Annotated in this window: 9 protein-coding genes; 5 read left to right on the top strand and 4 right to left on the bottom strand. The window is 63.7% G+C overall.

Features of this window, described 5'->3' with window-relative positions:
• Positions 1-235: 235 nt before the first annotated feature.
• Positions 236-823: a TetR/AcrR family transcriptional regulator gene (locus AC5ZGW_RS37270; protein WP_130227482.1), complete on the bottom strand. Its 588-nt coding sequence runs from the start codon at positions 821-823 to the stop codon at positions 236-238.
• 100 nt (positions 824-923) lie between these two features.
• Here AC5ZGW_RS37270 and AC5ZGW_RS37265 point away from each other — a divergent pair, with 100 nt between their 5' ends.
• The 3 genes from AC5ZGW_RS37265 to AC5ZGW_RS37255 all read left to right on the top strand — a co-directional run bounded on the left by AC5ZGW_RS37265 (position 924) and on the right by AC5ZGW_RS37255 (position 6,978).
• A complete protein-coding gene (locus tag AC5ZGW_RS37265) occupies positions 924-2,333 on the top strand; it encodes an amidase (protein ID WP_130227481.1) in 1,410 nt (469 codons plus the stop codon).
• 758 nt (positions 2,334-3,091) lie between these two features.
• The gene (locus tag AC5ZGW_RS37260; RefSeq protein ID WP_130227485.1) at positions 3,092-4,465 is read left to right on the top strand and encodes a cation-efflux pump; all 1,374 of its coding nucleotides are present in this window, start codon (positions 3,092-3,094) and stop codon (positions 4,463-4,465) included.
• A 197-nt stretch (positions 4,466-4,662) separates the two neighbouring features.
• Positions 4,663-6,978: a sensor histidine kinase gene (locus AC5ZGW_RS37255; RefSeq protein ID WP_130227480.1), complete on the top strand. Its 2,316-nt coding sequence runs from the start codon at positions 4,663-4,665 to the stop codon at positions 6,976-6,978.
• A gap of 42 nt (positions 6,979-7,020) precedes the next feature.
• Here AC5ZGW_RS37255 and mdoH read toward each other — a convergent pair whose 3' ends face one another.
• The 3 genes from mdoH to AC5ZGW_RS37240 form a co-directional block, all read right to left on the bottom strand.
• Positions 7,021-9,156: a glucans biosynthesis glucosyltransferase MdoH gene (mdoH, locus tag AC5ZGW_RS37250; RefSeq protein WP_130227479.1), complete on the bottom strand. Its 2,136-nt coding sequence runs from the start codon at positions 9,154-9,156 to the stop codon at positions 7,021-7,023.
• Positions 9,144-10,598 carry a glucan biosynthesis protein G gene (locus AC5ZGW_RS37245; RefSeq protein WP_130227484.1) on the bottom strand — a complete coding sequence of 485 codons (1,455 nt, stop codon included), beginning with the start codon at positions 10,596-10,598 and terminating at the stop codon, positions 9,144-9,146. The genes mdoH and AC5ZGW_RS37245 overlap by 13 nt, the downstream gene beginning before the upstream one ends.
• 307 nt (positions 10,599-10,905) lie before the next feature.
• Positions 10,906-11,820 (bottom strand): LysR family transcriptional regulator, encoded by a 915-nt coding sequence (locus AC5ZGW_RS37240; protein WP_130227478.1) that lies wholly within the window; start codon positions 11,818-11,820, stop codon positions 10,906-10,908.
• A gap of 237 nt (positions 11,821-12,057) precedes the next feature.
• Here AC5ZGW_RS37240 and AC5ZGW_RS37235 point away from each other — a divergent pair, with 237 nt between their 5' ends.
• Both AC5ZGW_RS37235 and AC5ZGW_RS37230 read left to right on the top strand, forming a co-directional pair.
• Positions 12,058-12,534 (top strand): formate dehydrogenase subunit gamma, encoded by a 477-nt coding sequence (locus AC5ZGW_RS37235; RefSeq protein WP_028167967.1) that lies wholly within the window; start codon positions 12,058-12,060, stop codon positions 12,532-12,534.
• Positions 12,531-14,087, top strand: coding sequence for a formate dehydrogenase beta subunit (locus AC5ZGW_RS37230; RefSeq protein WP_130227477.1), 1,557 nt, complete (start codon positions 12,531-12,533; stop codon positions 14,085-14,087). The genes AC5ZGW_RS37235 and AC5ZGW_RS37230 overlap by 4 nt, the downstream gene beginning before the upstream one ends.
• Positions 14,088-14,097 lie beyond the last annotated feature (10 nt).

The following is a 14,097-nucleotide window of genomic DNA, read 5'->3' as shown; positions in this document are numbered from 1 at the left end:
CCAGCCAGCATGGTGAATCAGAAACCGCCTGATTTGGGAATCCCAAATCGATTCAAGCTAACTTCATTCCGCTTTAGCCTCTGCTAAATACTACCTGCGCTGTCCATCACTTTTCGACGGGCAGCGCAGCCGATGCTCGTGACCGCCGTTCAGCTGGTCAAACCCCTACGAGCCATCGCGGCCCGCAATGTCCGAGTTGGGCCAAGAGCCGACATGAAGAAGTGGCGCCGAGGCTCTACGACCGACGAGATGCTTTCTTTCCGCCCGGCAGGAGACCAGCGGCTCGATAGCCATCGATGAGTGCATCGAACAGGGAGATGTCCGAGCGGCTGCGTGCCATGAGCTGGGCCCCCGCGACGGCGGCGAAGATCGAGCGGGCTCGGGCTTCGCTTTCCTCACGTCCGACCAAGCCCGCCGCGACAAGAGTTCTGCTCAGCCACGCGACGTTGACGTCGGCGAAAGCTTGCACCTCCTTCTGAACCTGCAGCGGCAGGTCGTCGTGTTCGGCGGACATGAAGCTGCAAAGGCACAAACGATTGCCGCTCTCGAGCGATCTTCGGAAGATGTTGGGATATACTTGCAGAGAGCGCAGCGGGTCGGCGCATGCCAACGACATGGCGTCCAGTTCGGCGGCTGTATCTTCCCAATAACGCTTCGCTACCGCCGCGCCGAGATCGGCCTTGCTCGGGAAGTGGTGGTAGATGCTCGCGGCTCTGATACCCACCTCGGCCGCGAGATCGCGGAAGTTCATGCCGCTGTAGCCGTGAGCCTGCGCCGTCCGCCTGGCCGCCGCCAAGATCGCTTCTCGTGAATTTGCGCTCAACGAACCCCCTATGCGCTACCTACCAAGCGTTAGATAGGGGTTGACGCCAGGTTTGGGAAGAGATAATTACATCCTACCAAGTGTTAGGTAGATAACATCCATGAAGACCGACATCATCTATTCCGACGCGACCAAGCTGGCCGAACTGATCCGCACTAAGGAGCTGTCGCCAGTGGAGGTCGTGCAGGCCCATCTCGATCGCATCGGGGCCGTGGACCCGAAGATCAACGCGATTGTTACGCTCGCCGACGATGCGCTCGAAGCAGCCAAGGTGGCGGAGAAGGCGATCGTCGCCGGCGAGGAGCTCGGGCCGCTGCATGGCGTGCCCTTCACGGTGAAGGACTCGATCGACACTGCAGGCGTGGCGACCCAGCGCGGTTCGCCGATCTTCAAGGGACGCGTTCCCGAGATCGACGCGACCAGCGTCGCGCGCATGAAGAAGGCGGGCGGCATCTTGCTCGCAAAGACGAACCTTCCCGAGTTCTCCTATTGGATCGAAAGCGACAATCTGCTCTCAGGCAAGTCTAACAATCCTTGGGATCTGACCCGCACGCCTGGGGGCTCGAGCGGCGGTGAATCCGCGGCCATCGCGGCCGGCATGTCGCCGCTGGGACTGGGCACCGACCTTGCGATCTCGGTGCGCGGTCCGGCCGCGCAGACCGGGATCGTCTCCCTCAAGGCAACGCATGGGCGTGTGCCCATGACTGGGATCTGGCCGCGCGCGCCGCGCCGCTTCTGGCATGTTGGTCCCATGGCACGCAGTGTCCGCGACCTCGCGCTCGCCTTCTCGCAACTGGCCGGCCCTGACGGCCAAGACGCTTTCGCAACGAGCACCGCGCAGTTCGATGCGGGGGTCGGGCGCTCGCCCGATCGTCAGCTCCGGGTGGGCTGGCTGGTCGAGCCCGGCTTCGGGCCGGTGGCCCCTGAGGTCGCGGACACAGTGAAGACGGCCGCGGAGGCGCTTAAGGACCTGGGCTCTTTCGTGGAGCCGGTGCGCATCCCGGCGCTCGAGCGCGACTTCGCCCTCGACGTGTTCAACCGCCTTCACGTGATGGAGATGAAGCCTGCATTCGCGGAGGCGACCGCCGGCCGCAGTCAGGACGAGCTCTATAAAATGGCCAAGACCATGCTCTCGCTGCCCGATACGTCCATGAAGGACTACATCGACGCGGAACAGGCCGCCGAGCGGCTGCGCGACGGCTATGCCGACTATTTCAGGACATACGACGCGCTGATCACCCCGGTCCTGCCGATCCCGGCCCACAAGCATGGCGTCGCAAAGTTCGTCATCAACGGCAAGACCGTGGACGCCACCTACCTCCAGGGCGCCACCGTGCCGCTCAACGTCACCGGCTTGCCCGGGCTGTCGATGCGGTTCGGCACCAGCAAGGAAGGACTGCCGATCAACGTGCAGCTCGTCGGAAGCTGGCTCGCCGAGTCGACTATCCTGCATCTTGCCTCCCTACTCGAGAACGTGAGCACCGTGCGAGACCTGCATCCGAACCTCTGAGAAGAAGACCTCTAACCGAACGCGAGCGCCGGCATCGTGTGACTCCGTAGCGATGCCGGCGTTAGCTGAATCAACAATCGACTGGAAGTCGGACTTTGCGCCGTCTCATCCGTTCTCTCTTCGACGGGCAAATCAGCAAAAACCTGTCCAGTCCGCGCAGAAAAAATATTTCTGTTTTTCCGAAATGCAAATCAGTCTATTAATCCGCGCGTCTCACCCGATTGAGGGGCGCTTCGCGATCGTCACGAGTGTTGCGGTGGGATGCGGTGGACGCGGATTGCGCAACGGACGAGTGCGCATGAGGCGGACGGCGAAGTCGTGTGGTCCTGACGCCCCGACGCTGGCGTCAAGTCCGTGAGAAGCCAACGCCTCTCATGGGCGACGGTGGCAAGAAGCCCGGTCTCACCGGGGAGAGCACGATATAAGCCGTAAAACCATTGCGCAGGGAATGCCGGAGTGTCTCCGCTGAACCTGTATGCTCGTGTGCACTTCTTTCTGCACTTATGCACACGAGACCGCGGGTGCAGCGCGCACCCGGCGTTCCCTGCGCCCTCTTGGTTCTGGGCGAATGATTTTGCAAAGCTCGGGTGAAACGCGCCGCGAGACTGTGGACCTGCATCTGAAATGTGTCTGGTGAACTCACGCGAAACATTTTCTGGATTCGGAATAATTCGCAACAACCTGCAGCTGCGAGTGAGTAGCGATTGCGACTGCGATCGGCGCTTGATGTTGGCGGGTGGGCTGCTACACCGCAGGCGATGAGCGCTCACAACGTCAAATCCTCGGTCGCAGCGATCTCGGTCTTTGCCAGCGGTGGCATGGCCGCGGCGAAACTCGTCGTCGGGATCGCGATCGGATCGCTGGCGCTGATCTCGGAGGCCCTGCACTCCTCGGTCGACCTGATCGCGACCATCATCACCTGGGCGGTGGTGCGGGTGTCCGACCTGCCCGCGGACGAAGAGCATCATTACGGCCACGGCAAGCTCGAAAGCATCTCCGCGCTCGGCGTGATCGCCCTGCTTTACGTGCTCGCGGGCGGCATCCTGGTCGAGGCCTATAGCCGGCTGAGCGAAGGCGCGCCGCCGCCGTCAATCTCCGCGATCCCCTTCGTGGTCCTCATCATCGACATCATCGTCAATCTCTGGCGGGCGCGGGCGCTGCATCGCGCCGCGCGGGAAACCAAGAGCCAGGCGCTCGCCGCCGACGCGCTGCATTTCGCCTCCGACGTGATGGGCTCGTTCGCCGTCATCATCGGCCTCGTGCTGGCCGGCCTCGGCTTCTGGTGGGGCGACGCCGCCGCGGCCATCGCCGTCGCCGTCATGATCGCCCTGCTCGGCCTGCGGATGGCGCGCTCGACCGTGGAGACGCTGACCGACCGGGCGCCGGAAGGCGCGCTTGAGAAGGCGACCGCGGCGATCCGGAACGTGCCTGGTGTGGTCGAGGTCGAGCGGCTGCGCGTGCGCATGGTCGGCCCGACCTATTTCATCGACGCCATCGCCAAGGTGCCGCGCACCATTCCGATCGACCGCGTCGAGGAGATCAAGCGCAGGGCGCAGGCCGCGGTCGCCGGCGTGCTCGGCGATGCCGACCTCACCTTCACCGCGGTGCCGGTCGCGCGCGACAATGAGAGCGTGCGCGAGCGCATCATGGTGATCGCGCGCAATTCCGGGCTTGCCATCCATCACGTCACCGTGCACGCGCTCGGCGAGAAGCTGATCGTCAGCATCGACCTCGAGGTCGACGGCGAGATGGAACTCACCGCGGCCCATGCCATCGCCCACGATCTCGAACGCGCGATCCGCGAGGACTTCGGCGAGGACGTCGAAGTCGACACCCACATCGAGCCGCTCGAGCCGGAACTGCCGTGGGGCAGCAACGCCGCGCCCGATCGCGTCGAGACCATCAGACAGGCGCTGACGCGCTTTGCCGCCGACGGCCCGATCCATGACATCCACAATGTGCGCGTCCGCGACTCCGACGCCGGCGAGATCGTCAACTTCCACTGCCGCGCCGCGCCGTCGATGAGCGTCATCAAGGTGCATGAGGAAGTCGACGCGATCGAGCGCGCGCTGCGCCGCGCCTTCCCCACCATCAAGCGCGTCATCAGCCACGCCGAGCCGCCGCACAGGTAGGAACACACATCGACGTTCTCGTTTCGGACTCGGTTTGCGAGCCGCGATTCTGTCTTGGACAAGAATTATTTCGCATTAACGAATCGTTGACTCTCGACACGCCGGGAAAACTGGATTCAAATCATAATGATTCGGGAGCAACGTGGGGTTGGCTTCCGAACTGTGTGGCAAATCAGATTGCGGTGGGGGTCTAGGGCATGACGCGTGCGCACGCGGCGAACGCGTGCGTTCAATCCGATTCGATCAAGGGATTGGCGCAATCGATCGCGAAACCAGACTACCACAGGCTCTTGACCGCTGAGCCTGCGTTGCGCCGGGCCGTGCCCACGCTGATCATCGCCTTCCTGATCACGATCTGCCTCGGCGCCTTCGTCCAGGTGGTCGACCAGAGCCGGCAGAAGCGTGCCGCGCTGAAGCGCGACCTCTCCGCCCTCTCCGATATCCTCGCCGAGCGGCTCGATCGCCTGACCTCGAGCCGCCGCGAACACCTTGGCAATATCGAGCAGTTGCAGAACCTGTTGCCCGACCTCATTCCGTCCTGGGGCATCGCCAGGGGCCGCCATGTCATCGTCACCAGCGTCGATCATCGCGTGCTCGCCCGCACCCCGATCGACGGGCTCGGCGAGAACGACCGGGTGTTCGACATCGTCTCCACCGCGCAACTGCTCGTCGCGCCGAGCCAGCGGGGCATCCTCGCCGACATGATCCTGCCGAACGGCGACAGCGCGCTCGCCATCTCGGTTCAGGTGAAATCGCTGCCGGGCCAGGTGGTCGTGATCCAGGAGATGAACGAGCCGATCTGGGGATCGGACGCCGCGCTCTCGGTCACGCTCTCGGCGACCACGGGATTCGTCGTGCTCATCCTCGGCTTCGCCTTCCACTGGCAGTCGACCCGCGCCCGCGAGGGCGATCTCATCAATGACGCCGTCCGCGGCCGAATCGACACCGCGCTCAACCGCGGCCGCTGCGGCCTGTGGGACTGGGACCTCTCGCGCGGTCGCATCTTCTGGTCGCAGTCGATGTTCACCCTGCTCGGCCTCGAATCCCGCAACGACCTTTTGACATTCGGCGAGGTCAACGCGCTGGTGAAATCGGACGACATCGATCTGTTCGACATCGCCGACCAGCTCATCTCCGGCAAGATCGACCACATCGATCAGTCGTTCCGCATGCAGCACACCGAGGGCCACTGGATCTGGCTGCGCGTGCGCTGCGAGCTCAGCCACGCATCGGCCGATGGCGGCCTGCACCTGATCGGCATCGCGGTCGACATCACCGAGCAGAAGAGCCTCGCCGAAAAAACTGTTGAAGCAGACCTGCGGCTGCGCGACGCCATCGAGACCATTCCGGAAGCCTTCGTGCTCTGGGATGCCGAGGACCGCCTCGTGCTCTGCAACTCGCACTTCCAGCGCCTGCACAAATTGCCGGATTCGGCCGTTGCCCCCGGCACCTCCTACGAGACCGTGATCGAGGTCGGCAGCATGCCGGAGGTCCGCACGCGGTTGCACGAGGCCGGCGTGCCGATGCCGGGCGCGCGCACCTTCGAGGCGCAGCTCGACGACGGCAAGTGGCTGCATATCTCCGAGCGCCGCACCAAGGACGGCGGCTACGTCTCGGTCGGCACCGACATCACCCGCATCAAGGCCCACGAGCAGAAGCTCGTCGACAACGATCTGCGCCTGCGCGCCACCGTCGTCGATCTGAAGCGTTCGCAGACCGAGCTCGAGCGGCAGGCGATCGAGCTCGCCGACCTCGCGGAAAAATATTCGCAGGAGAAGACCCGCGCCGAGGAAGCCAACGCCGCCAAGTCGAAATTCCTCGCCAATATGAGCCACGAGCTGCGCACGCCGCTGAACGCCATCATCGGCTTCTCCGAGATCATGGGCAGCGGCATGTTCGGCGCGCTCGGCTCGGACAAATATCAGGAATATTGCCACGACATCCTCACCAGCGGCAAATATCTGCTCGACGTCATCAACGACATCCTCGACATGTCGAAGATCGAAGCCGGGCGCATGAAGCTCGATTTGGAGCCGCTCGATCTGTCGAGGACGCTCGCGGAATCGCTGCGCGTGGTGTCTGGACGCGCCCAGGCCAAGCAGCTCACGCTCGATGCCGACATCGAACGCACGATTCCCGTGGTGGCCGATCGCCGCGCGATCAAGCAGATCGTCGTCAACCTGCTCTCCAATGCGGTGAAGTTCACGCCCGACAACGGCCGGGTGATCGTGCGCAGCCAGGTGCTGGACGATCAAATCGTGATGCTGATCGCCGACACCGGCATCGGCATCGCGCAGGACTCGCTGCAGCGCCTCGGCAAGCCGTTCGAGCAAGTCGAGAGCCAGCTCACCAAGACTTATCAGGGCTCGGGTCTCGGCCTTGCGATCGCACGCTCGCTGACCAGCCTGCATGGCGGCTCGATGAAGCTGCGCTCCAAGCTCGGCGTCGGCACCGTCGTCCGCATCGCCCTGCCACGCAACGCCTTTGCGGCGAGGATGCGGGAGGCGGCGTAGCTGTTCCGCTGTCGTCCCGGGTCAAGCCCGGAACGACGATCGTCAGGCGGCCTTGGCCGGCAACTGCAGGACGCTCTCAAGCAACGCCCGGTCGTTCAACACCGCCAACGTCTCGCGGGCGGTGAGAGAGGCGACGGCCTGCTCGAAGGTGTCGCTCGCCTCAACGCGGGCGCGGGCTGTTGCGAGCTGCGGGTCGATTTCCTGCGGTCGCCGGCGCGCCGGTGTTGGGAGCGAGCGGAGATGCTGCGTCAGGAATTGCGGGTCGCGTTGCAGTTCGACCAGCGCACGGCCGCGATCAACTGCAGGCGATGCCGCCAGTTCGTTCGCACGGACCAGCACGGCCGGCGGCGCGACTTCCTCCGGTGTCGCAAACAGCGCCGTCATCCGCGGCTTCGCCGTATAGGCGCCGATCGGAATGGCAAACAACAGCCCGACGATGACCGGCGACATCCACAACAGCAGCGGCAGAGAGACGGCGTAGGCGCTCGCGGCCATCAGTACGCCGAAGGCCGTGGGCACTCCATACTTGCGATAGAGCTCGCGCCGCTCGACCGAGCCGTCGTCACGGCGCTGCGTCTGCCATCCGGCATCACGGCCAATCAGGATCTCGATCACCGCGATCGACTGGAACACCATCATCGCGGGTGCGATCATGGCGGAGATCAGCACTTCGACGATGACACCGAGGAAAGCGCGAATGGCGCCGCCGAACCGCCGCCGCGTGTCCCGCTGCGTCAACAGCAACAGGAAGCCGAGCAGTTTCGGCACGATCAGAAGTGCCATGGTGGCGCCGAACACCCAGGCCGCGAGCACGGGGTCCTGCGCAGGCCAGTTGGGAAACAGCGCAAACCCCTTCGGAAAATATTCGGGGCGGACAAAGCGGGCCTGCAACGAGATCAGTATGCCGAGCAGCAGGAACGTAAACCAGAGCGGCGCAGTGATATACGAACCGATCCCGGTCATGAAATGCAGGCGCGAAATCCAGTGCAGTCCGCGCGTCGGCAACACGGCGAGATGCTGCAGGTTTCCCTGGCACCACCTCCGGTCGCGCGCCGCGAAATCCAATAGCGAAGGCGGCACTTCCTCGAAACTGCCGCCGAGCGTCGGCGCCATATAGATGCCCCAGCCGGAGCGGCGCATCAGCGCGGCCTCGACGAAGTCGTGGCTCAGGATATGTCCGCCGAACGGCTTTCGTCCGTGCAACTCCGGCAGCCCGGCCGCCTCGGCGAACGCCGCCACCCTGATGATGGCATTGTGCCCCCAATAATTGCCTTCGGAGCCGTGCCACCAGGCTACGCCCGCGGCGATCATCGGCCCGTAAAGCCGGCCGGCAAATTGCTGCAGGCGGCTGAACAGGCTTCGCGCATTGACGATGATCGGCAGCGTCTGCAGCAATGCGGCCGCAGAATTCGCCTCCATCGCATGGACCATCCGCACCATCGTCTCGCCGGTCATCAGGCTGTCGGCATCGAGGACGATCATGAACTGATAGCCGCTGCCGAAGCGGGAAACCCACTCGGCGATATTGCCGGACTTGCGCGCGACGTTGTTGGCGCGGTGACGATAATAGAGCCGATCGGAACCGCAGGCTTGCCGCAGTTTCAGGAAAGCGCGCTCCTCGGCGATCCAGATATCGGGATCGGTGCTGTCGCTCAGCACGAACCAGTCGAAGTGCTCACCATGCCCGGTCGCCTCGACGGACTCGTAGATCGCACGCAGCCGGGCCATCAACTGGATTTCGTTTTCATTATAGGTCGGCAGCAGAACCGCCGTCCGGCTCGCGATATCAGGCAAGGAACCGCTGGCGGCGATTTGCAGCGCGTTCCCTCCTCTGCCGAGCAGGACGAAAAAGCCCGCAAGAGCGGAAGCAAACGAGAAGCCGATCCAGGCGAGCAAGGTCACGAACAGCGCGAGCACCATCCATTCCAGGACGGTCACGCCCCCGACTTCGAGCACCTTGTACATCTCGTACGCGCCGGCGCCGGTGAGCGCGATAGTGGCTGCAAAGACAAACGTCCGCCGCCGCCACATGCTTGACGCCACCGGTACAGGCTGCCGCGTCGCCTGCGGCGCGCGCGCGAAGTCCGATGTGATCATCTCGAGCGGATCTTCGCGTGGCAGGAACCCGCCCGCCAGCGCGTCCGGCGTCAGCGGCGACGACGTCGCTACGGAGCCCATCGATAGACCCACACTTCGGAAAGAGGTTTATCGTCTTGCACCAGCAAGGCCCGAAGCTCGACGGGCGTATCCTTCTTCACCGCGCATTGGAAACTGAGCCGCCATCCACCCGTGTCAGGATTGGGTTGCGTGACGATGTTGGTGATCTCGGACTTCTCGGCGCTCACGACGCCCTTGATACTGCTGGGATCGATTGCCTTCAGGTTGTCGCCGACCAGATCCAGCACGAACAATTTGCTGTCCTCGCCACGCGCGCCGATACCGGTGCGTACGAAGCGGGCGAGCGAATGAGGCTTCGGCATATCCGGGCCCCAATGCAGACGATAGGTGAAATTGTTTTCACTCTTGGCCTTCAGTGGCGCCTTGGGCCGCCAGAACGCTGCGATGTTATCGTGGATTTCCTCTTTGGTCGGAATCTCGATCAGCACGACGCCGCCCTCGCCCCAATCGCCGATCGGTTCGACCCAGAGGCTCGGGCGAGCCTCGAAACGCGACTCGATATCCTCATAGGCGGCGAATCTCTTCTCGCGCTGCATCAGCCCAAATCCGCGCGGATTGAGGTCCTGGAAGGTGCTGACCTGAAGATCCCGCGGATTGCTCAGCGGACGCCACAGGCTTTCACCCTTGCCGTTGAAAATCGCGAGCCCGTCGGAATCGTGCACCGAGGGACGAAAATCGTCGACATCGTTGCGGTCATTGGGGCCGAAGAAGAACATGCTGGTCATCGGCGCCAGCCCTGCATGCTCGAGATCGGCCCGCGGATAAAGCGACATCTCGACGTCGAACACCGTGGTCTCGCCGGGCCGCAAGGTGAAGCGGTAGCTCGCGGCGCAGCTCTTGCTGTCGAGCAGCGCGTGGATGACGAGTGAGGTCGCGTTGGCTGCGGGGCGCTCCAGCCAGAACGCCTTGAAATAAGGAAACTCCTCTCCCTTCGCCTCTCCAGTGTCGATCGACAATCCCCGCGCCGACAATCCGTAGGTTTCACCCTTGGCGACGGCACGGAAATAGCTCGCGCCGAGGAAGACGCAGACCTCATCGAAATAGTCGGGCCTGTTGATCGGCGCGTGGATGCGAAAGCCGGCAAAGCCGAGATTATCAGCGGCGAACGCCGGCACATTGTCGCCGAACGAGAAGTCGTCCTTGCGATAGCGGATTTCGCTCGCCTGACCGTCGATGACTTCGAAGATGCTGACCTTGTTCTTGTAGAAGAAGCCCCGATGAAAGAACTGCGCCTGGAACGGCAGCTTTTCGGCACGCCACAGCGCGCGCTCCGGCATGAAGCGGATCGAGCGATACTGATCGTAGTTCAGATCCTTCAGCTCGGACGGCAGCTTTTCATCGGGCGCCTCGAACGATTTGCTCGCGAGGCTGCGCGCAAGTTCCCGGACGGTGGACGGATCAAACGGAACGGCGGCGACGGCTTCGGTTCCGGGAAACAACATGAGTGTCGGCAGCACTGCCGAGCCTTGCAGTAGCTGGCGACGATTCACGGGAACTCCCAGATGTTTGAACCAAACGTAGCATTGCAACAGTCGACCCGTCGGCAAAGTTCCCCTCGATGCTGCAAGGCGAGAAGAGATTTCAGTTCAGACAATCATCGCTTGGGCTTTGGGGAAAATCAGCATTCTGCCGCTATTCGGCCGCCAGAACGGCCTGAATTGAGCGGCGATTGAAATGTGAATTGGAGGAGACAGTCAGGCGCCCTGACGGCCGCGCCATGACGCGCGCGTCAACGTACTGACACGTGGGTCACGCGCCATGATTGGGAGATACCGACTCCAGCGTGGGCGCGACTTCGCGGGCGACCTGGACCAGCGCGGCAATCAAGGGCGTCATCGGGTCGCGCTGCGGGATCACCAGGCCGATGCTGTAGTTCACGACAGGGTCGACGATCGGAATGCTGCGCACGGCATCGGCGAGGCCGAGTGTCTCCGCAAGCTTTGCCGGCATCACGCTTGCCCAGCGTCCGGTCTTCACATGCGTGTAGAGCACGAGCAACGAATTAGAGGTCAGCGTCGGCGTTGCTTCCGCGCCGACCGAACGAAGTGCGCGATCGATGATGCGGCGGTTCTGCATGTCGGGAGTCAGCAGGCAGAGCGGCACCTGGCCGACCTCTTTCCATGTGACGGTGTCGCGATCGCCGAACATGGCATCGGGCGATGTCAGCAAGCGGTAACTCTCGCCATAGAGACGGATGGTGCGAACCTTGCCGATCGGCTCGTTCTCGATATAGGTCAGCCCGGCATCGACCTCGAGGTTCTCCAGGAGGCCCAGCACGTCGGACGAGGTGCAGGATTGGATGCGAAAGCGCACGTCCGGATGACGGGCGCGAAACGGCGTGGTCAGTGAAGCCACCATGCCGAGCGCGGTCGGGATCGCCGCGATCCGGATCTCGCCGGAAAGCTTGTGCTTCAGCCCATTGATCTCCTCCCGCATCGCACGGGCATCGCCGACGATACGGCGCGCCCAATCGAGCGCGCGCTCACCCTCGGGCGTGAAGCCCTGAAAGCGGGAGCCGCGTTGCACCAGCATCACGCCAAGGAGATCCTCGAGCTGCTTGAGGCTCGTCGACATCGTCGGCTGCGTGACGCCGCACGCCTCCGCCGCGCGGCCGAAATGCCGCTCCTTTGCGAGCGCCAACAGGAGTTCAAGCTTGTCGATCAAGAAGGCCTCATCAGCTCTGGCATGCCACTTCGAATATAACGATCACAACCGCGACGAACACGAGAAAAAGCCGTATCGCACAAGGTGTTTTGCTACCAATTCTATTTGTATATCGATCGATTTCATATCCAAATCGATCGCTGTTCACGATCGCAGCATGAGACAGCTTTATTGATATCTAGATCGATTCCAACTCTCATAGGGGCGAGTAAAAACCCTCCGATTTGAGAGATGTGGATGACGTCGGCCTACGAACCCTGGAACGAAGCGCGCGGCGCCGAGATCATCGCCGAGCATGCCAAGCTCGAAGGCGCGACGCTGGTCATCCTGCACGCGCTGCAGGAGGCCTTCGGCTACGTGCCCGAGCCCGCGATCCCGATGGTCGCTTCCGCGCTTAATCTCTCGCGTGCCGAAGTCCACGGCGTGTTCACCTTCTACCATGATTTCCGCAAGGCGCCCGCAGGCCGCCATGTGCTGAAGCTCTGCCGCGCGGAGGCCTGTCAGGCCGCCGGCGGCGATGCGCTGGCCGCGCGCGCCGAAGCCAAGCTCGGCGTTGCGCTCGGCAATACCACGGCCGATGAGCGCGTAACGCTGGAGCCGATCTACTGCCTCGGTCTCTGCGCCACCGCGCCATCAGCGATGCTGGACGGCCGCATGGTCGGCCGGCTCGACGAAGCGCGCCTCGATGCGCTGGTGAAGGAGGCGCAGCGATGACGATGCGACTCTTTGTCCCCCGCGATGCCGGCGCAGTCGCCGTTGGCGCCGATGAGGTCGTGACGGCGCTGGAGCTCGCCGCCGAGCAGCGCGGCCTCGCGATCGAGATTGTCAGGACCGGCTCGCGCGGGCTCTATTGGCTGGAGCCGATGGTCGAAGTCGCAACAGCGGCGGGCCGGGTCGCGTTCGGACCGGTGAGCGCTGCGGACGCGACCTCCCTGCTCGATGCGATGGCCGCCGACGGGCCGCATCCGCTGCGCCTCGGCATCGCCGACGATATCCCCTGGCTGAAGCGCCAGACCCGCCTGACCTTCGCGCGCTGCGGCGTGATCGATCCGCGCTCGGTCGAGCACTATCGCGCCCATGGCGGCTACAAGGGCCTGGAGCGGGCGCTGACACTCTCCTCCGACGAGATCCTGGCCGACGTCACCACCTCCGGCCTGCGCGGCCGCGGCGGTGCCGGCTTTCCGACCGGCATCAAGTGGAAGACGGTCGCGCAGGCCAGCGCCGACCGGAAGTACATCGTCTGCAACGCCGACGAAGGCGACAGCGGCACCTTCGCAGACCGCATGATCATGGAAGGCGACCCCTTCGTGCTGATCGAGGGCATGACGATCGCCGGCATCACGGTCGGTGCCACCAAAGGCTACATTTACACCCGCTCCGAATATCCACACGCGGTCGAGGCGATGAATGCCGCGATCGCAGCGGCCGAGCGCGCCGGCTATCTCGGCGCCCGCATCGGCGGCTCCGCGCACAGCTTTGATCTCGAGGTGCGCGTCGGCGCCGGCGCCTATGTCTGCGGCGAGGAAACCTCGCTGCTCGAAAGCCTCGAAGGCCGCCGCGGCATCGTGCGCGCCAAGCCGCCGCTGCCCGCACACAAGGGCCTGTTCGGGCGGCCGACGGTGATCAACAACGTGCTGTCGTTCGCCGCGATCCCGTTCATCCTCGATAACGGCGCCAAGGCTTACGCAGATTTTGGCATGGGTCGCTCACGCGGCACGATGCCGATCCAGCTTGCCGGCAATGTGAAGCATGGCGGCCTGTTCGAGACCGCATTCGGCATCACGCTCGGCGAACTTGTCGACGAGATCGGCGGCGGCTCCTTCACCGGCCGTCCGGTGCGCGCGGTGCAAGTGGGTGGCCCGCTCGGCGCCTACTTCCCGCGCGCTCTCTTTGATACGCCGTTCGACTATGAGGCTTTCGCTGCACGCGACGGATTGATCGGCCATGGCGGCATCGTCGTGTTCGACGACAGTGTCGATATGCGCAAGCAAGCGCGCTTTGCGATGGAATTCTGCGCGATCGAATCCTGTGGCAAGTGCACGCCTTGCCGGATCGGCTCGACCCGCGGCGTGGAGACCATCGAGAAGATCATCCGCGGCGAGCGCGTGGCCGAAAACCTCGCCCTCGTCGAGGACCTCTGCAACACCATGAAGTTCGGCTCGCTCTGCGCGCTCGGCGGCTTCACGCCCTACCCCGTGCTGAGTGCCCTCAGGCATTTCCGGGATGATTTCGGCCCGGCACCGGCCCGCTTAGAGGCCGCGGAATAGGAAAATCGCC

It is taken from the genome of Bradyrhizobium sp. Crot121, assembly GCF_059512385.1.
Note: the sequence above shows the minus strand (reverse complement) of the source record. Positions and strands in the feature narration are given on the sequence as shown.